The sequence below is a fragment of the Macrococcoides goetzii genome (genome assembly GCF_002742385.2).
Classification (GTDB): Bacteria; Bacillota; Bacilli; order Staphylococcales; family Staphylococcaceae; genus Macrococcoides; species Macrococcoides goetzii.
This window is the reverse complement of sequence record NZ_MJBI02000004.1, coordinates 49,965-73,283: the sequence shown is the minus strand read 5'-3', so window position 1 is coordinate 73,283 and position 23,319 is coordinate 49,965. Positions and strand designations below refer to the sequence as shown.

At 35.1% G+C, this 23,319-nt stretch carries 21 protein-coding genes; 17 read left to right on the top strand and 4 right to left on the bottom strand.

Features of this window, described 5'->3' with window-relative positions; all coding sequences use genetic code 11:
* Window positions 1-4: 4 nt before the first annotated feature.
* Together BFS35_RS09880 and BFS35_RS09875 are read right to left on the bottom strand one after the other, a co-directional pair.
* The gene (locus BFS35_RS09880) at window positions 5-1,048 is read right to left on the bottom strand and encodes a nitric oxide synthase oxygenase (protein WP_099580998.1); all 1,044 of its coding nucleotides are present in this window, start codon (window positions 1,046-1,048) and stop codon (window positions 5-7) included.
* A gap of 74 nt (window positions 1,049-1,122) precedes the next feature.
* Complete coding sequence (locus tag BFS35_RS09875; RefSeq protein ID WP_099581000.1) at window positions 1,123-2,286, bottom strand: MFS transporter; 1,164 nt, start codon at window positions 2,284-2,286, stop codon at window positions 1,123-1,125.
* Between the two features lie 145 nt (window positions 2,287-2,431).
* On the opposite strand from BFS35_RS09875, the gene BFS35_RS09870 reads away from it, so the two are divergent.
* The 12 genes from BFS35_RS09870 (at window position 2,432) to BFS35_RS09815 (ending at window position 15,340) form a co-directional block, all read left to right on the top strand.
* Entirely contained in the window at window positions 2,432-3,889 is a 1,458-nt protein-coding gene (locus tag BFS35_RS09870) for a nicotinate phosphoribosyltransferase (RefSeq protein WP_099581002.1), read from the top strand.
* Window positions 3,890-4,714 (top strand): ammonia-dependent NAD(+) synthetase, encoded by an 825-nt coding sequence (gene nadE, locus BFS35_RS09865; RefSeq protein ID WP_099581004.1) that lies wholly within the window; start codon window positions 3,890-3,892, stop codon window positions 4,712-4,714.
* Between the two features lie 41 nt (window positions 4,715-4,755).
* The gene (locus BFS35_RS09860; protein ID WP_099581006.1) at window positions 4,756-5,322 is read left to right on the top strand and encodes a DUF2179 domain-containing protein; all 567 of its coding nucleotides are present in this window, start codon (window positions 4,756-4,758) and stop codon (window positions 5,320-5,322) included.
* Window positions 5,312-5,488 (top strand): NETI motif-containing protein, encoded by a 177-nt coding sequence (locus BFS35_RS09855; protein ID WP_099581008.1) that lies wholly within the window; start codon window positions 5,312-5,314, stop codon window positions 5,486-5,488. Before BFS35_RS09860 ends, BFS35_RS09855 begins: the two co-directional genes overlap by 11 nt.
* Before the next feature lie 193 nt (window positions 5,489-5,681).
* Window positions 5,682-6,977 carry an adenylosuccinate lyase gene (gene purB, locus BFS35_RS09850; protein ID WP_099581010.1) on the top strand — a complete coding sequence of 432 codons (1,296 nt, stop codon included), beginning with the start codon at window positions 5,682-5,684 and terminating at the stop codon, window positions 6,975-6,977.
* Between the two features lie 226 nt (window positions 6,978-7,203).
* Complete coding sequence (locus tag BFS35_RS09845) at window positions 7,204-7,506, top strand: YerC/YecD family TrpR-related protein (protein ID WP_099581011.1); 303 nt, start codon at window positions 7,204-7,206, stop codon at window positions 7,504-7,506.
* A gap of 73 nt (window positions 7,507-7,579) precedes the next feature.
* Window positions 7,580-8,287: a M15 family metallopeptidase gene (locus BFS35_RS09840; RefSeq protein WP_099581013.1), complete on the top strand. Its 708-nt coding sequence runs from the start codon at window positions 7,580-7,582 to the stop codon at window positions 8,285-8,287.
* 21 nt (window positions 8,288-8,308) lie between these two features.
* Window positions 8,309-9,205 carry a M15 family metallopeptidase gene (locus tag BFS35_RS09835; protein ID WP_099581015.1) on the top strand — a complete coding sequence of 299 codons (897 nt, stop codon included), beginning with the start codon at window positions 8,309-8,311 and terminating at the stop codon, window positions 9,203-9,205.
* A 94-nt stretch (window positions 9,206-9,299) separates the two neighbouring features.
* Window positions 9,300-9,983, top strand: coding sequence for a heptaprenylglyceryl phosphate synthase (gene pcrB / locus BFS35_RS09830; RefSeq protein WP_099581017.1), 684 nt, complete (start codon window positions 9,300-9,302; stop codon window positions 9,981-9,983).
* A 4-nt stretch (window positions 9,984-9,987) separates the two neighbouring features.
* Window positions 9,988-12,156, top strand: coding sequence for a DNA helicase PcrA (pcrA, locus tag BFS35_RS09825; protein WP_099581019.1), 2,169 nt, complete (start codon window positions 9,988-9,990; stop codon window positions 12,154-12,156).
* A gap of 3 nt (window positions 12,157-12,159) precedes the next feature.
* The gene (ligA, locus tag BFS35_RS09820; protein ID WP_099581021.1) at window positions 12,160-14,142 is read left to right on the top strand and encodes an NAD-dependent DNA ligase LigA; all 1,983 of its coding nucleotides are present in this window, start codon (window positions 12,160-12,162) and stop codon (window positions 14,140-14,142) included.
* Window positions 14,143-14,161: 19 nt separating this feature from the next.
* On the top strand, window positions 14,162-15,340 hold the full coding sequence (locus tag BFS35_RS09815; protein WP_099581023.1) for a CamS family sex pheromone protein: 1,179 nt from the start codon (window positions 14,162-14,164) through the stop codon (window positions 15,338-15,340).
* Between the two features lie 424 nt (window positions 15,341-15,764).
* On the opposite strand, the gene putP is transcribed toward BFS35_RS09815, so the two are convergent.
* The gene (putP, locus tag BFS35_RS09810) at window positions 15,765-17,294 is read right to left on the bottom strand and encodes a sodium/proline symporter PutP (protein ID WP_099581024.1); all 1,530 of its coding nucleotides are present in this window, start codon (window positions 17,292-17,294) and stop codon (window positions 15,765-15,767) included.
* A gap of 174 nt (window positions 17,295-17,468) precedes the next feature.
* Here putP and gatC point away from each other — a divergent pair, with 174 nt between their 5' ends.
* The 4 genes from gatC to BFS35_RS09790 all read left to right on the top strand — a co-directional run bounded on the left by gatC (window position 17,469) and on the right by BFS35_RS09790 (window position 21,626).
* On the top strand, window positions 17,469-17,768 hold the full coding sequence (gene gatC, locus BFS35_RS09805) for an Asp-tRNA(Asn)/Glu-tRNA(Gln) amidotransferase subunit GatC (RefSeq protein WP_099581026.1): 300 nt from the start codon (window positions 17,469-17,471) through the stop codon (window positions 17,766-17,768).
* 3 nt (window positions 17,769-17,771) lie between these two features.
* Window positions 17,772-19,217, top strand: coding sequence for an Asp-tRNA(Asn)/Glu-tRNA(Gln) amidotransferase subunit GatA (gatA, locus tag BFS35_RS09800; protein ID WP_099581028.1), 1,446 nt, complete (start codon window positions 17,772-17,774; stop codon window positions 19,215-19,217).
* 12 nt (window positions 19,218-19,229) lie between these two features.
* Entirely contained in the window at window positions 19,230-20,657 is a 1,428-nt protein-coding gene (gene gatB / locus BFS35_RS09795) for an Asp-tRNA(Asn)/Glu-tRNA(Gln) amidotransferase subunit GatB (protein ID WP_099581030.1), read from the top strand.
* 165 nt (window positions 20,658-20,822) lie between these two features.
* Window positions 20,823-21,626, top strand: a complete 804-nt coding sequence (locus BFS35_RS09790) for a tyrosine-protein phosphatase (RefSeq protein ID WP_099581032.1) — start codon at window positions 20,823-20,825, stop codon at window positions 21,624-21,626.
* Between the two features lie 46 nt (window positions 21,627-21,672).
* On the opposite strand, the gene BFS35_RS09785 is transcribed toward BFS35_RS09790, so the two are convergent.
* Window positions 21,673-22,467, bottom strand: coding sequence for a hypothetical protein (locus BFS35_RS09785; RefSeq protein ID WP_099581034.1), 795 nt, complete (start codon window positions 22,465-22,467; stop codon window positions 21,673-21,675).
* Window positions 22,468-22,791: 324 nt separating this feature from the next.
* Between BFS35_RS09785 and BFS35_RS09780 the strand changes: the two genes are divergently transcribed.
* Window positions 22,792-23,319, top strand: coding sequence for a GrpB family protein (locus tag BFS35_RS09780; RefSeq protein WP_099581036.1), 528 nt, complete (start codon window positions 22,792-22,794; stop codon window positions 23,317-23,319).

Sequence of the window (23,319 nt, the reverse complement as noted above, 5' to 3'; positions counted from 1 at the left end):
TGTCCTAATGAAACGGACACGTTGCTTTTTTCTTTTTATAATAAAAATTCGGTTCGTGATAAGTATTGTCGTAACCTTTGTGCCAATTATGAACAAGAGAAGGAGAAATCGGCGGAATAAGCCACGTCCAGTCTCCGGTTACTTTTCTATTATTTTCCGCTTCATTCTCTTCAAATTTTAGAAATTGTCTGCTGGCGTTGTAATGATCAACGATGGAATAGCCTTGCTGTTTATATGAGTGATAAACTGCATAGTTTAACTCAACGACGACTTTATCTCGCCAGTAACTCGTCGTTCTGCTTATATCTAAATCCATACTGCGGGCGATAGGCTCCAGTAAGTTATAACGATAATCATCTAGAAAATTACGACTTGCAATCTCACTTTCCATATACCAGCCATTAAAAGGACACAATGGGTAAGTAATACCGCCGATAGATAAATCCATGCCGGATATAATCGGTACAGCATACCAATGGAGGTCTAGCGCATTAAACTTCGGGAAATCAGGATGTTCAATACGTACTTCTTTTATAAGGTCGGGATGAATATCATATGTTTTGTATTGATTATTATAGCGATAGAGTAACGGTAGAAATTTTCCGAAATGTTTATAACCGGTATGTTCGATTAATTTTTTTGTATCACTAACAATTGGATCATCAGCATATCGAATAAGCTGATCGTTTAGCAGTTCGAAGTTAATGTTAGCCTGCTGATTAAAGATTGTGATCGTCGGAATAATTTTTCCGTTATTTGTTGCACGCTCGATATGTGTTTCAAGTGCTGTGAGATAGTCTTTTTCATCTCCTACATGGCGCATATCAACGACATTTAACTTATCCCATATAAGGCGACCGATACAGCGATTACTATTGCGCCAGGCAAGACGTGCACCATACGTCAATTCTTCTGTTGTATGTATATAAGAGCCGGTACGCTCGATTTCTTGTTGAATTGACAGTAATCTTTTATTAATCGTATCTTCTTCAATATTTAATTCATTGCCCATCTGTTTTATAAATGATTTAGCTTTTTCGAATAACAATTGTGTCACCTCACTTTTATTTATTCCTATTATTTCTATTCTACAATAAAAAAAGCCCGATTTGAGCTTTTTGATTAATCTGTTTGTAGTTGTTGTCGCTTTTTATAATCGTAAAGTGTAGCGCAGCTTATTGCGAGTAATATAAAAGCGATATAGCTAAAAAATTGTGTGTTATGAGATATTTGAATCACTAGTCCTCCTAATATCGGACCTAATATACTGCCGATGCTGAATATGAGACCACACATTAAATTCCCTGCAGGTAACAAATATTTTGGAGTGATCTCCGTCATAAATGTTACACCTAAAGAATACATTGAGCCGACAAAGATACCAGTAATAAAAAAGAGTCCGACTAACACATAGCCTGAGTGACTGAAGATCTGGCACATCATAAATAACAGCGCACCGATGAAAGTCACGATAGTAAGTAAGATATTACGATTCATATTATCAGAAATCATACCAAGGGGTACCTGAAAGATAATCGCGCCTAAACTAAACGCAGGTAAGATAATAATAATCAGATTAACAGGAATATCCTGCTTCATCGCATAAACAGGGAAGTTGCTATTGAGACATGCTTCCAATATGCCGTACATCATCGGAAATAAGAATGCAACCCAGCTCGTTTTCATTACTTTACCAAAATTGATGGTTGTTGATTTAAACGATATTTTTGAATGATTATCTTCTGGGAATTCATTTTTTAGCATAAATACAAGAGCACTCGCTGTAAGTGTGAATACGGCACTTAATAGAAACGGAAGGCTTGTATGTACTTCGTATAATTTAGCAAGTAATGGTCCTGCCATAAAGCCAAGTGAAAAGCTTAAGCCATAAAAAGAGATGATACGGCCGAGTTTATGCTTTGGTGTTGTTTCAGTAAGCCATGATTGTGTAGCAAAGTGGAGCATATTATCGCCGACACCAACAAGCAGTCGTAATATAAACCAGAATGTCATTGCTTTATACACTGGAAAAAGTGACATCGATATTGCAATAATGATTGCGCCAATGACGACAAGATTTTTGTAACCTACTTTTCTTAGCAGACCTTCTAAAAATAATGACGCTAAAAAAACACCGATATATAAAGATGATGCATGTAATCCATTGATAAAACTAGGGACATCATCACGTTCAAAGATGATGGCGATAAGAGGTAATAACATACCTTGTGTTAAACCTGAAATTGATACAATGATGGTAAGTATAATGAAATTTTTCTTAAACATAACGGCCTCCTTATTTTTGATTGTATCAGAATGCGTTGGCAATGCCTAAATGTAAGCGGTATGTTAATATGAATTTAATATATCAGTTCAAAGTGTAAAATAAATCATTAATAGATAATTATAAAATTGTTGAGGAGATGAAGCAATGTACAACTATGCTGACGATAGTCTAATGTTACATACAGATTTATACCAGATTAATATGGGTGAAACTTACTGGAACGATGGTATCCACGAGCAAACAGCAGTCTTTGATGTTTATTTCAGAAGTATGCCATTCGATGGTGGTTATGCAGTGTTTGCGGGTTTGGAACGTGTTATTAATTACGTTAAAGGATTCAAATTTTCTGAAACGGATATGGAATATTTAAAGACTTTAGGATATCAGGATGATTATCTCGCTTATTTAAAAGATTTAAGATTTACAGGTAATATCCGTTCGATGCAGGAAGGGGAAATCTGCTTTAATAACGAGCCATTATTACGTATAGAGGCACCATTAATTCAAGCACAGTTGCTGGAGACTGCAATATTAAATATTGTGAACTTCCAGGTGCTTATTGCAACGAAAGCAAGTCGTATTAAACAAGTTGTTGGTGATGAAATTGTAATGGAATTTGGAACACGACGTGCGCAGGAAATGGATGCTGCAATTTGGGGTACGCGTGCAGCATATATTGCTGGATTTGATTCAACAAGTAACGTTCGTGCAGGTAAGATATTCGGCATTCCAGTGTCAGGAACTCATGCGCATGCGATGGTACAAGCGTATGATGATGAATATATTGCGTTTAAAAAATATGCAGAACGTCATAAAAACTGTGTCTTCCTTGTAGATACCTTCCATACGTTAAAGTCTGGCGTCCCGAACGCAATTCGTGTGGCACAAGAATTAGGTGATAAGATTAATTTTGTCGGCATCCGCTTAGATTCCGGAGATTTAGCATACTTGTCAAAAGAAGCGCGTCGTATGTTAGATGAAGCGGGATTCCCGGATGCAAAAATATTTGCATCAAATGACTTAGATGAAGAAACAATTACTAATCTGAAGTTACAAGGTGCAAAGATAACTGCCTGGGGTATCGGTACAAAATTAATTACAGCCTTTGATCAACCCGCATTAGGTGCAGTTTATAAACTTGTTGCTATTGAAAATAAAGCAGGGCAATTAGAAGATCGTATTAAAATATCAAATAATGCTGAAAAAGTAACGACACCGGGTAAAAAGAATGTATATCGTATTATAAATAATCAGACGAAGAAATCTGAAGGTGATTATATTACATTAGATTTCGAAGACCCAGCTAAAGAAAAGCCGTTAAAAATGTTCCATCCGATCCATACATATAAACAAAAATGGATCAATGATTTCACAGCGAAAGATCTTCATGCAGACATCTTTGTTGATGGAAAGTTAGTCTACGATGTACCTACTTTAGAACAGTCACGTGAATATTTAAAAGAGAATCTGGCATTATTATGGGAAGAAACAACGCGCTATTTAAATCCTGAAGAATATCCTGTAGATTTAAGTACGCTATGTTGGGAAAAGAAAAATCAGGAAATTTATGAAGTATCTAAAAAAGTGAAAGAAGTGAAATAAATGACATTACAACAAGATATTATAAAGTCACTTTATGTTCAGCCCGAGATTAATCCCGAAGAGACTTATAGAGCTATCGTAGACTTCATAAAAGACTACGTTAAACAAAATCCATTTATCAAATCTCTAGTACTAGGCATTTCAGGCGGACAAGACTCTACTTTAGGGGGTAAACTATCACAAATTGCAGCAACTGAACTACAAAGTGAAGGATTAGATGTGAAGTTTGTTGCTGTTCGACTACCTTATGGTGTGCAAAAAGATGAACAAGATTGTCAGGATGCGCTTGATTATATCAATCCCGATAAAATTTATACAATAAATATTAAAGATGCCGTTGATGCGAGCATTGCGACATTAAATGCACAAGGAGTTACTTTAACGGATTTTCAAAAAGGCAATGAAAAAGCACGTGAGCGTATGAAAGCACAATATTCTATCGCAGCATTTCATAGTGGTATTGTTATCGGTACGGATCATGCAGCAGAAAGTATTACTGGTTTTTACACGAAGTTTGGTGATGGTGGCGCAGATATCTTTCCGCTTGCAGGCTTAAATAAACGTCAAGGTAAATCAATGCTTCAACTTCTTGATTGTCCAGAGCATCTTTATAATAAGGTACCTACTGCAGATCTTGAAGAAGATAAACCACAATTACCAGATGAAGTAGCACTGGGTGTAACATATACGCAAATTGATGATTATTTAGAAGGCAAATCAATCGATGCTGAAGCTGTTAAGAAAATAGAACAGCATTATTTAAGAACGCAACATAAACGTATGTTACCGATTACACGATTTTCTGTCCATGAAATTATTCAATAAAAATGGTATAGTGTGTTTGTAATAAAGCCAGGAGGATTGAAATGGATATATTAAGTAATCAATGGGCAGTTGTGGCACTAATATTTATTATTAATATTTTTTATGTCACATTTTTAACGATGCGTATGATATTAACTTTAAAAGGTTATCGTTATTTAGCAGCTGCCGTATCAGTAGTGGAAGTTATTATTTATGTAGTAGGACTAGGACTTGTCATGAACAGTCTAGATAAAATCGAGAATATTATTGCTTATGCACTAGGATTTGGTGTAGGGATTATTGTCGGAATGAAAATTGAAGAGATGATAGCTTTAGGTTATATTGTTGTCAATGTTACGACAGCAGAATATGATAAAGAAATCCCTCGTACGTTACGTGACTTAGGTTATGGTGTAACGCATTATGCTGCACAAGGTCGTGACGGAGAACGTTTAGTCATGCAAATCTTAACACCACGTAAATATGAATTAAAATTAATGGATACAGTAAAGAATCTTGATCCGAAAGCGTTTATTATCGCATATGAACCTAAGAATATCCATGGTGGATTCTGGGTGAAAGGTGTAAGAAGTAAACGATTACAGGCGTATGATGCAGATGAAATTTGAAGTAAGAGATAACGAGACGATTGCTGAATGTTTAGAACGTATGAAAGAAGCTGGATATACGCCGGTAAAAAGATTTCAGAAACCGATTTTCAGGGAAAATGACAAAGGTGAAATCGAAGTATATAAAGAACAGATTATCTTTACCGGCAAGAAGATAACCGAATGAATGAAATGGCAGACTGAAACACATGTTTCAGTCTGTTTTTATAAGCAAATATGAATGGGACATGGTAAAATATATATAATAAATGACTAGCTGTTACGTTTTACGAACTTTTTTGGTGCTCAAAATAATAATGTACGGATTTTGATTTTTTTGTTATACTACTATTGACTTTAAAAAACGGAGGAATTTATTCATGATTGAACGTTATTCAAGAGAAGTAATGTCTAATATCTGGACGGAGCAAAACAGATTTGAAGCGTGGTTGGAAGTTGAAATTTTGGCAAGTGAAGCTTGGGCAGAGCTTGGATATATCCCGAAAGAAGATGTTAAATTAATCCGTCAAAATGCACGTGTTGATGTAGAACGTGCGAAAGAAATAGAACTAGAAACGCGTCATGATGTCGTTGCATTTACACGCCAGGTTTCTGAAACATTAGGCGAAGAAAAGAAATGGGTTCATTATGGCTTAACAAGTACAGACGTTGTTGATACTGCATTAAGCTATATGATCAAGCAGGCAAATGATATTATTGAGGAAGATCTTGAGAAATTCATCGAAGTATTAAAACAAAAAGCTTTAAAGCATAAAACAACTTTAATGATGGGTAGAACACACGGTGTGCATGCAGAGCCTACTACTTTTGGTTTAAAGATGGCATTATGGTACATGGAAATGCAACGTAACTTAAAACGTTTTAAAGAAGTGCGTAAAGAAATCGAAGTAGGTAAGATGAGTGGTGCTGTTGGAACATTTGCGAACATCCCACCTGAAATTGAAGCTTACGTATGTGAGAAATTAGGATTAGGATGTGCTGAAATCTCTACACAGACATTACAACGTGACCGTCATGCATACTACATTGCAACATTAAGTTTAATTGCTACATCAATCGAAAAGTTTGCTGTTGAAGTACGTGGGCTTCAAAAGACTGAAACGCGTGAAGTTGAAGAAGCATTCGCTAAAGGTCAAAAAGGTTCATCAGCAATGCCACATAAACGTAATCCGATTGGTTCAGAGAACGTTACTGGTATCGCGCGTGTCATTCGTGGCTACTTAACAACAGCTTATGAAAACGTACCATTATGGCACGAACGTGATATTTCACATTCATCTGCTGAACGTATTATGTTACCAGACGTAACAATTGCGTTAGATTACATGTTAAATCGTTTCACGAACATCATCGATAACTTAACAGTTTACGAAGAAAATATGAAAGCGAACATGGAAAAAACTTTCGGCTTAATCTATTCACAACGTGTAATGTTAACATTGATCGATAAAGGTATGGTACGTGAGGAAGCGTATGATACTGTTCAACCGAAAGCGATGGAATCATGGGCAACGAAGACACCATTCCGTGAGTTAGTTGAACAGGATAGCAAGATTACTGATTTATTAACAAAAGAAGAATTAGATGAGTGTTTCAATGAAAATCATCATTTAAATCAAATCGATACATTATTCAAACGTGCTGGATTAGAATAACGTTTAAAAAAGAATCTCTTGAATCTCTTCGGAGATTCTTTTTTTAGTTCTTTTAAACTTTTTTTAACAATATTAAATTAAAAAGTAATTTACATTTTTTTAAAATTTGAATAAAATTATATTATACGTTTTTTTGTTAAATGATATAGAGTGATATACTGTATTGCTGTACTTTAACAATGTAATGCATTAAACTATAAGTACTAAAGTTTAAGGGGTGTTGATATTGCAAATCGAGAAAATTAAGGGGAAACAACTAGATGAATTGTTCGATGCAATTCTAACGCTGGAATCTCGTGAAGAATGTTATCAGTTTTTTGATGATCTTTGCACAGTGAATGAAATTCAATCTTTATCACAACGTCTACTTGTTGCTAAGATGATTAAACAAGGATATACATACGCTGCAATTGAAAAAGAATCAGGTGCATCAACAGCTACTATCTCAAGAGTGAAACGCTCTTTACAATGGGGAAACGATGCCTATACGATGGTTTTAGACAGAATGAATATCGAAACAAAATCTTAATTTCCAAGTACTGGGTCATAATTGATTCAGTACTTTTTTTGTCATATAATAGTAAATGAAATGAGGAGAAAATATGAAAAAATCGTTACTTGCTTTGTCAGCTATCTCACTAGCTGCCTGTAATCAAGGTGAAATCAATCAACAAACACATAAGCATTCAACACAGCAGACTGAAACGTCTTCAGAAAAAGAGACTACTACTTCTGATGGTTCTACTACAACACCATCAGACCATAAAAAACATCAAAAAGAAGTAAAAGATGGTATAACTTATATTGATAATATATTAATTGTGAATAAAGATATTGCCTTACCTGAGTCATACGCACCAGGCGAAATACAAGAAGCAAGACAAGCGATTGATCAGTTGATACAGCAGGGTAACACACAAGGTCTAAACCTAGTGTTACGTAGTGGATTTAGAAGTTATGCGACGCAAACTGAATTATATAACAATTATGTAGCACGTGACGGTCAAAGTAAAGCGGATACGTATAGTGCGCGTCCAGGGCATTCTGAACATCAGACAGGACTGGCTTTTGATTTAGGCAATACTGCCGGAATAGATGATTTTAAGGTTTCTTTTGAAAATACTGCTGAAGGTAAATGGATAAAGGAAAATGCTCAGGATTATGGTTTTATTATAAGATATCCGAAAGGGAAAGCAGATATTACCGGTTATCAATATGAACCTTGGCATTTGAGATATTTAGGTAAAGACACAGCTCAGAAAGTCAAATCAAGTGGATTAACATTAGAAGAATACCTTGGTTTGAAGTAGTTCGATATTAAGGAGAAACAAATGAAGAAAATATTATTAGCATCAGTGTTATTACTTACAAGCTGTAGTCTTCCGGAATCTATAGTTAAGCCTGAAAAAAGCGAAGAAAAAGCTGCTGACACAAAAGATACACAACAGAAAAATAAAGTAGTACAACAGAAAAAAGAAACATTGCAGAAAAAAAAGGTGCCAAAATACAATAAAGAAGTTAAAAATGGCGTGACATATATTAACGGGATTCTTATTGTAAATAAAAAAATTAGTTTACCACCAACATATAATCCTGGAGAAAATAAAAGTGTCAGAAAGATATTAAATAAGATGATCGTGGATGCTCAAAAAGATAATATGCATCTTGTTGTACGTAGTGCATATCGCAGTTATGCAGCACAGAAAGCATTGTACGATAAATTTGTTGCATTAGATGGTCAGCAAATTGCTGAATCATATAGTGCCAAACCTGGGCAATCAGAGCATCAGACAGGTCTTGCATATGATATCGGTTCACGCGAATCAGTAGCTAACATGAGTATTCAGTTTGGACAAACACCCGAAGGAAACTGGTTAAAAGAAAATGCACATAAATATGGCTTTATTATCCGTTATGGCAAAGATAAAACGCATATTACCGGCTACCGCTATGAACCTTGGCATATTCGCTATGTTGGGAAAGTTCATGCAGCAAAGTTATACCGCTCTGGTCAAACTTTAGAAGAATATTTAGGTGTATACAAAAAGCCGGTTGCGAAAAAAATCTCTCGAAAAGTAGCAACAACGGAACAACCAACAACTGAAGACACAACATCAGAAATATTAACCATAGAACAACCAATATCAGAACAACTTACGATAGAACAATCCATAACAGAACGACCATTAACAGAACAACCAACAATAGAAATTAACACCTCACAGTAGGTGTTATTTTTATGCAAACATATGTTTCGTTTTGCATTAAAAAATAACAAAAAAATGATATAATATTCATTATTATTATAAAAGGAGACACCTTATGTACGAGATTCAAGACTGGCAACATGTATTCAAGTTAGATCCTGCAAAAGAAATCAGCGATATTGATTTAGAACGTATTTGTGAATCGGGTACAGATGCAATTTTTATCGGTGGCTCAGATAATGTGACGATGGAAAATGTATTAGATTTAATGAGTCGCGTCCGCCGCTATCCTGTACCATGTGTATTAGAAATTTCAAATATCGAAAGTGCGATTCCAGGATTTGATCATTATTTAATTCCTTCAGTGTTAAATAGTGATAACGTTCATTTTCATAATGGTATGCTACACGAAGCGATTAAACAGATGGGGCATATGATGGATTATGACTTATTTACTATGGAAGGATATGTAGTGTTAAATCCGGAAAGTAAAGTAGCGAAGTTAACGCGTAGTAATACAGATTTAAATCACGACGATATTGCTGCTTATGCAGATATGATTGAGCAGTTGTATGGGTTGAAAGCGATGTATATCGAATATAGTGGCACATATGGAGATGTCAGTATGGTTAAGGCAGCCAAAGAAAGACTGATTCAAACGCGACTTATCTATGGAGGCGGTATTGATTCATTACAGAAAGCGCGTGAGATGTTCGAAGTAGCAGATACGATCGTAGTAGGAAATGTAATTTATACAGATATCAAAAGTGCATTACAAACAGTAAAGGTTAGGGGTTAATATTGTGAATGATTTATTAAAGAACATGAATGAAGAGCAACAGAATGCAGTGAAGACGACAGAAGGACCACTCCTTATCATGGCAGGAGCAGGTTCCGGTAAAACACGTGTTCTAACACACCGCATTGCTTATTTAATCGATGAAAAAGATGTATCACCTTATAAAATATTAGCAATAACATTCACAAATAAAGCAGCCAAAGAGATGAAAGAGCGTGTGAAGAATATTATCGGCGACGCATCAGACGTAATATGGATTTCAACGTTTCACTCGATGTGTGTGAGAATTTTAAGACGAGATATCGATAGAATAGGTATCGAACGCAATTTTACAATACTTGATCCGACTGATCAGCGTTCGGTCGTAAAAGATATACTGAAAAAAGAGAATATTGATCCGAAAAAATATGATCCAAGAATGTTTGTCGGTGAGATTTCTAATTTAAAAAATGAACTGAAAACACCTGATGAGGCTGAAGCGGATGCAAATGATTTTATGAGTGTCATGGTTGCAAAAGTGTATAAACAATATCAGGAGAAATTACTTAAAAACCATGCGCTCGACTTTGATGATTTAATTATGATGACATTAAAGCTATTTGAACGTGTACCGGATGTATTAGATTATTACCAGAATAAATTTCAATATATTCACGTCGATGAATATCAAGATACAAATAGGGCGCAATATATGCTTGTTAAGATGCTTGCTGACAAGTTTAAAAATTTATGTGTCGTAGGTGATTCAGATCAATCTATCTATGGGTGGCGTGGTGCAGATATTTATAATATTTTAAGTTTTGAAAAAGATTATAAAGATGCTAAGACAATATTTTTAGAACGAAACTATCGTTCAACGAAAAATATATTATTTGCTGCCAATGAAGTGATAAAAAATAACACAGAACGTAAGCCTAAAGCATTATGGACAGATAATGATCACGGTTCTAAAATTAATTATTATAAAGCACAGTCAGAACGTTCTGAAGCAGAATATATTGTATCTGAAATATTGAAGAAAAAGCGTGAAGGTTATGCTTTAAAAGATATGGCAATTCTATATCGTACGAATGCACAATCTCGTGTACTGGAAGAAACTTTGATGAAATCAAATGTTAACTATACGATGGTTGGCGGAACAAAATTCTACGATAGAAAAGAGATTAAAGATATTTTAAGTTATTTGAGATTAATCGCAAATAGTAATGAAGATATTAGTTTTACACGTATTATTAATACGCCTAAACGAGGCATTGGACCATCTGCATTAGATAAAATTGTAGCCTATGCTGAGAATAATGGTTTGAGTTATTTTGATGCTTTAGCTGAAGTTGACTTTATCGGTTTACCGAAAAAGACGACTGAAAAGCTTGTCCAGTTCTATAATATGTTAGATAACATTATGAAACAGCAGGAATTCTTGTCTGTTTCTGAACTTGCGGAAGAAGTACTTGAACAAACAGGTTATATGCGTATGTTAGAAGCAGAGAACACATTAGAATCTCAGTCTCGTATTGAAAATATTCAGGAGTTTATGAGTGTACCGAAAGATTATGAAAAAGAAACACCAGACGAAGAACAGTCACTGATTAATTTCCTGACGGACTTACAACTTGTTGCAGATGTTGATAATGCAGATTTAGAAGCAGGTATTACATTGATGACGATGCACTCAGCAAAAGGTCTGGAGTTTAAAGTGGTATTTATTGCAGGACTTGAAGAAACGATCTTCCCACATTCAAGAAGCTTGAATAGTGACAGTGAGATGGAAGAAGAACGTAGATTAATGTACGTTGCAATTACACGTGCTGAAGAACATCTCTATTTAACGCATGCAGATATGCGCAGTTTATTTGGGAGAACCCAGGCAAATAGAAAGTCAAGATTTATTACTGAAATTCCTGACGACATTTTAAATACACCGGCTAGACCAACGTACCCTAAAGGTGTGAAACGAGGACCCGCAAGACGTATGACGAGTACAGCGACTCAGCAAAATTCAGCACCGAGTGACTATAAAGTTGGTGATAAAGTTATGCATAAAGCCTGGGGAGAAGGTTTAGTAAGTAACGTTAGTGAAAAGAATGGTTCAACAGAACTTGATATTATATTTAAATCAGTTGGTATGAAACGTCTATTAAGTCAATTTGCACCGATTGAAAAAAAGGAGTAACCAATGGAAAAAAGAGTCCAGGAATTACATCAACTTTTACATCGATATAATTATGAATATCACGTATTAGATAATCCAACCGTACCGGATGCAGAATATGATAAGTTATTACACGAATTAATTGCTATAGAAGAGAAGCATCCTGAACTGAAAACTCAGGATTCACCAACGGTTCGTGTCGGAGCTGAACCTTTATCTAAGTTTGATAAAGTAAATCATGATACACCGATGTTAAGTCTAGGTAATGCTTTTAGCGAAGAGGATTTAATTGCATTTGATACACGTGTAAGAAATGAAGTAGGTAACGTAGAATATATGGTAGAGCTAAAAATAGATGGACTAGCTGTTTCGCTAAAATATGTGGATGGCGTCTTTGTTCAGGGATTAACACGTGGTGATGGAACGACCGGTGAGAATATCACTGAAAATTTAAGAACAATCTATGCGATACCATTAACGATTAAAGAACCGTTAACGTTTGAAGTACGTGGAGAAGCTTATATGCCGAAAAAATCATTTATCGCATTAAATGAACAACGCGCTGCAAATGGTGAACAATTGGCAGCAAATCCACGAAATGCTGCTGCAGGTTCATTACGTCAGCTTGATTCGAGGCTTGCCGCTAAACGTAAGCTTGATATCTTCTTATACAGTGTGAATGATCTGCGTGAGATCAATGCATCAAGTCAAAGCGAAGCATTAGATCGGCTTGATGAAATTGGATTTAAGACAAATCCTGAACGCAGATTATGTAAAGATATGCAGGAAGTTTTTGAGTATATAAAGCTCTGGACAGAAAAACGTGAAAATTTAGCATATGATATTGATGGTATCGTTATTAAAGTTAATAATTTAGCGAAACAGGATGAATTAGGATTTACCGCTAAATCACCGAAATGGGCAATTGCATATAAATTTCCGGCAGAAGAAGTTGTAACGACCCTAAACGATATTGAACTATCTATCGGAAGGACGGGTGTAGTAACGCCAACTGCGATTTTAGAACCCGTTAATGTTGCAGGTACGACTGTTGGACGTGCATCACTTCATAATGAAGATCTGATTCACGAAAAAGATATTCGTATCGGAGATTCTGTCGTTATTCGCAAAGCTGGTGAAATTATTCCTGAAGTTGTCCGTGTCGTACTTGACCGTAGACCTGAAAGTGCAACAACTTATCACATGCCTGAAGAATGTCCGTCATGTGGTCATGAACTTGTACGTATTGAAGGAGAAGTGGCATTACGTTGTATTAATCCGAAATGTGATGCGAAACTTGTAGAAGGAGTCATACACTTCGTTTCAAGAACCGCGATGAATATCGATGGACTTGGTGAACGCATTGTACAAAGCTTATATCAGGAAGGTATTATTCATGATGTTGCAGATATTTATAATTTAACACGTGAACAACTTCTACCGCTTGAACGCATGGGTGAGAAGAAAGTAGATAAATTACTCAGCGCAATAGAGGCTTCGAAATCCAATTCGCTTGAACGATTATTATTCGGTTTAGGCATTCGTCATCTAGGTGCTAAAGCAAGTCAAATATTAGCACAGGAATATCATACGATGGATCGATTAAAATCTGCTACAATAGAAGAGCTAACTGAAATAGATGATATTGGTCATAAAATGGCACAGTCACTTGTTACTTATTTGCAAAATGAAGATATTATTAATTTAATCGATAAACTGGCTGCGAGTGGCGTTAATATGACGTATAATGGACAGAAAAAAGAAGATATCGAAATTCATCCGGTATTCGGTAATAAAACCATTGTACTGACAGGTAAATTAAATATAATGTCACGTGGTGATGCAACGAAAGCACTTACTAATCTGGGTGCTAAAGTGACAAGTTCTGTAACGAAGAAAACAGATTTAGTCATTGCAGGTGAAGACGCTGGAAGCAAGCTTGAAAAAGCACAAACTTTAGGTATTGAAGTCTGGAATGAAACAATGATGATAGAAGCACTTAAGTAATAATAGTTAGGAGAAAAAGATGAAACGTTTAGGCTATTTAGTATTATCGACACTTATATTAGCAAGTTGTTCGAATTCTGAAACGACGACGAATGAGCAGAATAAAGAAAAAGAAGAAAAGCAAATTGCTACTGATATCCAAATTTCAAATGACTATTTTAGAACGTTATTACCGTTTAAAGAAAGTCAGGCACGTGGATTAACAAGTACAAATATGTCTAGCAGCTATAATGGAGAAGCATTTGAAACAGGTTTATTACGTATCAGTAAGAACGTTTTTTCTCCTGATGAATATTTGTATCGCGATGGCCAATTACTGACAAAAAGTGCTGTAGAAAGTTATCTGGAACCACAATATACAAAAGCTGAAATAGATAAGATGGACAAGGATGAACGTATTGAAAAAAATGCGTATGCCAACTTCGGTTTGAATCCTTCGCATAAAGGTGAAACAGATCCAACGAAGATTGCAAAAGAATCGCCAGCTTATTTATCGCATATTATTGAACAGGACTTCTTTACGGAATCAGACGCAAAACGTAAGAAAATTTCCGGAATGACAATCGGCCTTGCGATGAATAGTGTTTACTACTATCAAAAAGAAGCATATGGTGAAGTGTATAGTGAAAATTTAGATAAAAAAGAAGTTGAGAAAAAAGGGAAAGCAATGGCAGATGAGATACTATCTCGCTTACGTGTGAAACAGGAATTAAAAGATATTCCGATTACATTTGCAATCTTTATACAATCATCATCAGAAAGTATTACTCCAGGGAATTTTGTCTCTTACGCTGTAAGTGAGGAAAGCAGTAAGAAGATTGGAAAATGGAAGTCAGTAAATGAGAAGTATGTATTGCTACCTTCAGCTGATGCAGATAAATTAAATGAGAAATTAAATAATGATTATAAACAATTTAACGATCAGCTACAAACGTACTTTCCGAACTTTACACAATCAATAGGAACAGGTTATTTTGTAAACGATTCGATTAAAGAATTGAATATTAATGTGCCGCTTGATTACTTTGGTAAAGCAGAAGTAGTAGGGGTTACACAATATATTGCAGACTTAGCAATGAAGAATTTCAGTCAAGTCGATAATTTAGAAATCTCTATTGTAGATAACGATAAACCACTTGCGTTAATCGTGAAAAATAAAGGTGATAAAGAACCGACAATTCATGTATATCGTCAGTAAATTATAAAAAAGCCATTCAATGCGAAATTGTATTGAATGGCTTTTTTGTGTGAAATGAATTTAGGAAGGGTAAGTGTCTTCAAAAAAGATTTGAGGTCACTTCCTTAAAGGTGGTAGTGAAAATTATTGAGTAAGTGTCTTCAAAATAAATCTGAAGTCACTTCCTCAATAGTCAGCGATAAAAATAACGAGAAAGTGTCTTCAAAAAAGGTTTGAGGTCACTTCCTTAAAGGTGGTAGTGAAAATTAGTGAGGAAGTGTCTTCAAAATAAATCTGAAGTCACTTCCTCAATAGTCAGCGATAAAAATAACGAGAAAGTGTCTTCAAAATAGATTTGAAGCCACTTCCGCACCATATCATCTTACGAAAAGAAAAAGTGACCTCAAAATTAATCTGAGGTCACTTTCATATAAAAATATAATGATTAACTTCTAACAATACGTTTCATTTCATCAAATTCATCAATAATACGTTGTTCTGGCTTTGGTGTCATCAGAGATACTAATACAGTAGAAACGAAGCTGATGATAAATCCAGGAATAATTTCATAATATTCGAAGATGCCGCCATGAGATTTCATGAAGATCCAGAAGATTACTGTAATTGATCCTAATACCATGCCTGTAATTGCACCGTGCTTTGTTAAACCTTTCCAGTATAATGATAACAATACAAGTGGCCCGAATGCAGCACCGAATCCAGCCCATGCATTTCCGACTAAGTTTAAGATTGTATCATTTGGGCTCCATGCAATCGCACCGGCAACGACTGCTACAACAAATACTGAAATTCTTCCTACCATTACGAATTCTTTCTCACGACTTGTATCCTGTAAGCTAGATTTCGTAAATAACATGTAGAAGTCTTGTGTTAATGCTGAACTTGTTACAAGTAGCTGAGAAGATATTGTACTCATAATTGCTGCTAAAATAGCTGCTAAGAAGAATCCAGCAATTAGCGGGTGGAAGAGTACTTGACTCATTACAACGAAAATTGTTTCTGGATTATCTAATTTTGTGCCAGATTCATGAATAAAAGCAATACCTACTAATCCAGTTACAACAGCACCGATTAGTGAGGTTGCCATCCATGAGATACCGATACGGCGTGCTGCTGGTAACATTCTATGCGATTTAATTGACATAAATCGTACGATAATATGTGGTTGTCCAAAATATCCTAGTCCCCATGCTAGTAATGAAATGATTCCTACAGTTGTCGTTCCTTTGAAGATATCTAAGTTTGTTGGTTTTAATTCAACCACAGTGTCAAACACTTCTAAACCATTCAATTTCATAATCGCTACGATTGGTACTAATACTAACGCGATTAACATAATAACACCTTGGAAGAAGTCAGTTAACGATACTGCTAAATATCCACCGAACAAAGTATACAGAATAACGATACCTGCCGTTAAAATTAATCCGACATGATAATTTAATCCGAATGCACTTTCAAATAATACACCACCTGATACCATTCCGGCATGTGTATATAATGTGAAGAACACGACGATTACTAAACCTGAAATAATTTTTAAGATACGTGTATGATCACTCACACGCTTTTCAAAGAAATCCGGAATAGTAATTGCATTGTCTGCAAGCTCTGTGTATACGCGAAGACGTGGTGCAACTAATATGTAGTTAAGCCATGCACCGAACGTTAATCCAATTGCAATCCATGCTGCTGAAATACCTGCTGAGTATACTGATCCAGGTAATCCCATTAACATCCATCCACTCATATCAGCAGCACCTGCTGATAATGCTGTAACTAAAGCACCAAGATTACGACCGCCAAGCATATACTCATCTAGTGTGCTTGTTGATTGCTTATAGGCGTAATATCCGATGCCAAGCAATATCAGGAAGTAGACAGCAATCATGACATATGTCATCCATGTTGCTTCGATTTTTACGTTTTGAAACGTATTACCTAATAAAAACATTATTATCCCCCTTTATACCTTTTATCCCTTTAATACATTAAATCAGAATATTTTGTACACTTTATTATAAGTCCTTTTAAAGCGTTTTCATAGATAATTTTTAATAATTTTAGATTTTTCTTAAAAAATTTGATAAAATTTAAGGATGATATAAAGTTCAGGAGGAATACATTCATGTCAAAAGTAACAAACGAGCAGGTAAAGCACGTTGCACATTTAGCACGTCTTGAAATTACTGAAGAAGAAGCAGCAAAGTTCAGCTCTCAATTAGAAGCAATTCTTAACTTTGCAGATCAATTAGAAGAGGTTGATACAGACAATGTTGAACCAACATTCCATGTGTTAGATCTTCAAAATGTATTGCGTGAAGATGTTGCAGAAAAGAGTTTAACACAAGAAGAAATCTTAAAGAATGCGCGTAGTACTGAAGCGGGTCAATTTAAAGTACCATCGATTTTAGACGGAGGAGAATAACAAATGTCATTAAGATATGAATCTATAGAAAATTTAACGAAATTGATTCAAGAGAAAAAAGTAAAACCTTCTGAATTAATTGAAGAAACATTTAAAAATATTAAACAAACTGATGCAACAATCAATTCTTTCTTAGCATTAGATGAAGCTGTCGCTATGGATAAAGCGAAGGCGATGGACAATCAGGAACCTACGGGCAAACTATTCGGTATTCCGATGGGGATTAAAGATAACATCGTGACAAAAGATTTAGAAACGACTTGTGCATCAAAAATTTTAACAGGTTTTAATCCTGTATATAATGCGACGGTTATGAATAAGTTAAATGCGGAAAACGGTATTGTTGTCGGAAAATTAAATATGGATGAATTTGCAATGGGTGGATCAACTGAAAACTCATTCTATAAGAAAACTGTCAATCCGTTTGATCATTCTGCAGTACCTGGTGGTTCTTCAGGTGGATCTGCCGCTGCTGTTGCAGCTAGTCTAGTACCATTTTCTTTAGGTAGTGATACTGGTGGATCAATTCGTCAGCCAGCGTCATACTGTGGTGTTGTCGGTATGAAGCCAACATATGGTCGCGTATCGCGTTATGGTTTAGTTGCATTTGCATCTTCTCTAGATCAAATCGGTCCGATTACAAGAAATGTTAAGGATAATGCAAAAGTATTAGAAATTATCTCTGGACACGACAATATGGACTCTACAAGTGCGCCGGTAGAAGATGTTGACTTTTCTTCTAATATTGAAAAGGACATTAAAGGTTTACGCGTTGCAGTACCTAAAGAATATTTAGGTGAAGGTGTGTCTGAAGAGGTGCGTACTTCAGTGCAGAATGCGATTAAAGAACTAGAAAAAATGGGTGCTGAAATTTCAGAAGTTTCGTTACCAAATTCTAAATATGGTGTAGCAACGTATTATATTCTTTCTTCAAGTGAAGCTTCAGCGAACTTAGCACGTTTCGATGGTATTCGCTACGGTTTTCAGGCAGAAGGTGCTAAAAACTTAGAAGAGTTATACAAAAAGACGCGTCAGGAAGGTTTCGGCGATGAAGTGAAACGTCGTATTATGCTGGGGACGTATGCTTTAAGTTCTGGTTACTACGATGCTTATTATAAAAAAGCTCAAAAAGTCCGCACGTTAATTAAACAAGACTTCGAACGCGTATTTGAAGCATACGATGTTATTGTTGGACCTACTGCACCAACTGTTGCATTTGATATCGGTGCTCAAATCAATGATCCTTTAACAATGTATGCGAATGATATTTTAACAATTCCAATTAACTTAGCAGGATTACCATCAATTTCAGTACCTTGTGGAGAAGCAAATGGACGTCCAATTGGTTTACAGTTAATCGGTAAGCCGTTCGATGAGAAAACATTATACAACGTTGCATATAACTACGAGCAAGTATTTAATATGTCTGAACGTTATCAATCATTATAAGGAGAATATACTATGCATTTTGAAACAGTAATCGGACTTGAGGTCCATGTAGAACTTAAAACAGAATCAAAAATGTTTTCGGCTTCTCCTGCACATTTCGGAGCAGAACCGAACACAAATGTTAACGTGATTGACTTAGGATATCCAGGTGTATTACCTGTTGTGAATAAAACTGCTGTAGACTGGGCGATGAGAGCTGCTATGGCATTAAACATGGATATTAGAACATCTACGAAATTCGACCGTAAAAACTACTTCTATCCAGATAATCCAAAAGCTTATCAAATCTCACAATTTGATGAGCCGATTGGTGAGAATGGATATATTGATATCGAAGTCAACGGTGAAACGAAACGTATCGGTATTACACGTCTTCATATGGAAGAAGATGCTGGTAAACTCAGCCACAAAGACGGTTATTCATTAGTCGATTTAAACCGTCAGGGAACGCCTTTAGTAGAAATCGTATCTGAACCAGATATCCGTACACCAGAAGAGGCATATGCTTACTTAGAGAAATTAAAAGCAATCATCCAATACACTGGTGTATCTGACGTACGTATGGAAGAAGGATCACTAAGATGTGATGCCAACATTTCACTTCGTCCAGTTGGTCAAGAGAAGTTTGGTACGAAAGCAGAGCTAAAAAACTTAAACTCATTCTCTTATGTTAAAAAAGGGTTAGAGCATGAAGTGAAACGTCAGGAAGAAGTTTTACTAAATGGAGGAGAAATTCTTCAGGAAACACGTCGTTTTGACGAATCTACTGGTAAAACAATTCTGATGCGTGTTAAAGAAGGTTCAGATGATTATCGTTACTTCCCTGAACCGGATTTAGTACCTTTATTCATTGATGAAGCATGGAAAGAGCGCGTGCGTGCTTCTATTCCTGAACTTCCCGATGTACGTAAAGCGAAATATGTTTCAGAATACGGATTACCTGCATATGACGCACACGTATTAACATTAACGAAAGAAATGTCAGATTTCTTCGAAGCTATGATTGCTTTAGATGCAGATGCTAAACTTTCTTCAAACTGGTTAATGGGTGGCGTAAATGAATATTTAAACAAAAATCAAAAGGATTTACATGATACGAAATTAACACCAGAGAATTTAGCTGAAATGGTTAAATTACTTTCAGACGGTACAATTTCTTCTAAAATTGCGAAGAAAGTATTCGCCGAAACGGTTGAAAGTGGTAAAGCACCGAAAGTGATTATGGAAGAACAAGGATTAGTTCAAATTTCTGATCCTGAGCAATTAAAAGCATTCGTTACGGAAGCTTTAGATAACAATCCACAATCAATCGAAGACTTTAAGAATGGTAAAGGCAAAGCGACAGGATTCTTAGTTGGTCAGATCATGAAGATTTCTAAAGGACAAGCTAATCCGCAAATGGTTAATAAAATTCTTAAAGAAGAATTAGAAAAACGTTAATATATTTATTTTCAGCTCTAAAAATAGGACAATATGTGCCTATTTTTAGAGCTTTTATAATACAATGATAGTTAAGCGTAATAATAAATAGTTAAAAAATAATTGACAATTATTATCAAATTGATACTATTATTTTAATGAACTTAGGACGAGGAGAGAAATAGAATGATTGATATTCATAACCATATATTATTTAGCATCGATGATGGTGCACAAACAAAGGAAGATATGCTTGATATGGCAAGAGCAGCACATGCAGAAGGCATAACTGATATTATAGCGACACCCCATCATAAAATTGGTGTATACGAAAATTTTGGTCCGAAAATTAAGGCTTTGACAGAAGAAGTGAATACAATCATTGCTTCTGAAGGTATACCAGTAAAAGTACATCCTAGTCAGGAAGTAAGAATTTATGGAGATGTTGTTGAAGATTTAAAAAATGGCCAGGCTTTAACTTTATCTGAAGATAGTCCTTATGTGTTAATTGAATTTCCTTCGCATGAAGTACCAATATTTACAGAGCAATTATTTACGAAGATGGCTTTAGAAGGATATATTCCAATTATTGCGCATCCTGAACGTAATGCTGAGTTGCAGAAGAATCCAAATAAATTGGCTGAACTTATAGAACTTGGTGCGCTAGCTCAAGTTACAGCAGGTGTAGTATGTGGTCAATTAGGTGAATTTAGTAAGCAGTGTGCTGAAATGATGATGGATCATCGTTTAATCCATATCGTAGCGAGTGATGCGCATAATGTAACATCTAGAAACTATTATATGAATGAAGCGTATGAAGCAATTGCCGAGAGATATGGCGATGAAGCCGTTAATAAGTATAAAGAAAATGCCCAAAAAGTGTTGAAGGGTGAAACGATTCGTTATGTCAGTCCAATTGAAGTAGAGAAAGAAGATAAAATTGAGAAACCTGTAAAGAAAAAGAAAAAGAAATTTCTGGGATTATTTTAAATACAAAAAAGCTTGTCTCCAAAATTATTGGAGACAAGCTTTTTAACTATTCAACTTTATCATTAAATAAATAATCTGAAATTGATGTTACCCATCTTGCTACACCACGATCTGTCAATAACCCATCATCTACGTTATAATAATCTTCAATTGCCTTATTATTCGGCCATTTACTAGATTGATTCACATAGAAAAATTCGTTATTTTGACTACCGAAATAATCTGCTTCTGCTTTTTGATATTTAGCAAAATTAGAATCATTATATTCAGGTCTTGTACCAATGATTACGACAGGCGTATCATCGTTACCTGCTGCAGAATAGATACTTTCAACCGTTGCGATGTGATCGTTTGAAGATACATCTTCAGAGAAATCGTTTAAAGTTAATGCATCTAATATGACTAAGTCAGGTTTCGTTTTATTAATTTTATCGATACTTACTGTTGAAGAAGAACCAGATACTTCTACTTCATTCACTTTAATATGATCATCAGAAGCATATGCTAATTCATCTTTGACGGTCGTGTTCTCGTCAGAAGTTTGATACGGTGTAGAAACCAGCGTGATATTCATAACTTTCTTATCTTTAACTGCATTGTTATAGATAGACTGGAAAGTTTTATTTTTGAATAGATTTGTGTTCGGTTTCTTGCTTGTATCTTTTTTTACTTCTTTTTTCGTCGTGTTATCTTGTTCAGCATAGTAATCTTTACCGCTTTGCTCAGAGATTGCTTTTTCTCTAGCATCAGAGTCAGTTACACGTGTTTCCCAGAATGTATAACCTACTGCAATTAGAATAACTGCTGCAACGATATAAATCCAAAATAATAAATTCTTCATTGCGAATTGTTCCTCCATCTTTATTCAATACTAATATAGTAACAAAAAACTGAGAAAATTTATACATACAAGTACTATTTGATAAATTTTTCTTTAAGATATATACCCTAAACATATACAGTTAAGACATAAAAAAAATAAAATTTTAAGTTTAATACTACTTTTTTAGGATAATATAAGTAAATATATTTCACATCTGCAAGTTAAGTTGTGAACATTACAAATTGGAAAATGATTAAAATGAGATAGTAATACTACAATTAATATGGTAAAATATCTCTATATAAGTGTCGATAGTATCATTTCCCGAATCGGAGGATATTTATGATTGATTATACGCCATGGAATGAAAAAGATTATCATCAGATTTTTATCCATGAGGCAAAAGAACTGATAGAAATTTTCAGAAATGAAATCGTTGAACTTCATCATTTTGGAAGCACTTCAGTGAAAGATTTACCTGGTAATCAGACGATAGATATATTACCAATCGTAAAAACTTTATCACAAGTGAGTTTATATAAAGATAAGATGGAGGCTATCGGTTATAAAGAAGTTGAAGTAAAAGAGATGACTGATGAACAGTGCAGGCTCTTTGTAGCAAAGAAAAATCAACTGACGTTCTATGTAACGATGATTGAAAGAACAAACTTTAATGCAATTACAAGAAGACTCGCATTAAGAGACTATTTACGTGAACATAAACTTGAACGTCTGGCATATGCCAAATTTAAGATGAAACAAGCAGTGCAATATAGAAATGACTTCAACACTTATAATGTAACGAAGAATGACTATATTTTGAAATTAGAAGCAAAAGCACTTCGCTGGTATGAAGCGAAAAGAGGTTAA

What these genes read in the sequence shown, in the direction of transcription:
- BFS35_RS09875 (WP_099581000.1), bottom strand. Translation starts at nt 2,286, where the DNA reads ATGTTTAAGAAAAATTTCATTATACTTACCATCATTGTATCAATTTCA.
- BFS35_RS09870 (WP_099581002.1), top strand. Translation starts at nt 2,432, where the DNA reads ATGTACAACTATGCTGACGATAGTCTAATGTTACATACAGATTTATAC.
- nadE (WP_099581004.1), top strand. Translation starts at nt 3,890, where the DNA reads ATGACATTACAACAAGATATTATAAAGTCACTTTATGTTCAGCCCGAG.
- BFS35_RS09860 (WP_099581006.1), top strand. Translation starts at nt 4,756, where the DNA reads ATGGATATATTAAGTAATCAATGGGCAGTTGTGGCACTAATATTTATT.
- BFS35_RS09855 (WP_099581008.1), top strand. Translation starts at nt 5,312, where the DNA reads ATGAAATTTGAAGTAAGAGATAACGAGACGATTGCTGAATGTTTAGAA.
- purB (WP_099581010.1), top strand. Translation starts at nt 5,682, where the DNA reads ATGATTGAACGTTATTCAAGAGAAGTAATGTCTAATATCTGGACGGAG.
- BFS35_RS09840 (WP_099581013.1), top strand. Translation starts at nt 7,580, where the DNA reads ATGAAAAAATCGTTACTTGCTTTGTCAGCTATCTCACTAGCTGCCTGT.
- BFS35_RS09835 (WP_099581015.1), top strand. Translation starts at nt 8,309, where the DNA reads ATGAAGAAAATATTATTAGCATCAGTGTTATTACTTACAAGCTGTAGT.
- pcrB (WP_099581017.1), top strand. Translation starts at nt 9,300, where the DNA reads ATGTACGAGATTCAAGACTGGCAACATGTATTCAAGTTAGATCCTGCA.
- ligA (WP_099581021.1), top strand. Translation starts at nt 12,160, where the DNA reads ATGGAAAAAAGAGTCCAGGAATTACATCAACTTTTACATCGATATAAT.
- BFS35_RS09815 (WP_099581023.1), top strand. Translation starts at nt 14,162, where the DNA reads ATGAAACGTTTAGGCTATTTAGTATTATCGACACTTATATTAGCAAGT.
- putP (WP_099581024.1), bottom strand. Translation starts at nt 17,294, where the DNA reads ATGTTTTTATTAGGTAATACGTTTCAAAACGTAAAAATCGAAGCAACA.
- gatC (WP_099581026.1), top strand. Translation starts at nt 17,469, where the DNA reads ATGTCAAAAGTAACAAACGAGCAGGTAAAGCACGTTGCACATTTAGCA.
- gatA (WP_099581028.1), top strand. Translation starts at nt 17,772, where the DNA reads ATGTCATTAAGATATGAATCTATAGAAAATTTAACGAAATTGATTCAA.
- gatB (WP_099581030.1), top strand. Translation starts at nt 19,230, where the DNA reads ATGCATTTTGAAACAGTAATCGGACTTGAGGTCCATGTAGAACTTAAA.
- BFS35_RS09790 (WP_099581032.1), top strand. Translation starts at nt 20,823, where the DNA reads ATGATTGATATTCATAACCATATATTATTTAGCATCGATGATGGTGCA.
- BFS35_RS09785 (WP_099581034.1), bottom strand. Translation starts at nt 22,467, where the DNA reads ATGAAGAATTTATTATTTTGGATTTATATCGTTGCAGCAGTTATTCTA.
- BFS35_RS09780 (WP_099581036.1), top strand. Translation starts at nt 22,792, where the DNA reads ATGATTGATTATACGCCATGGAATGAAAAAGATTATCATCAGATTTTT.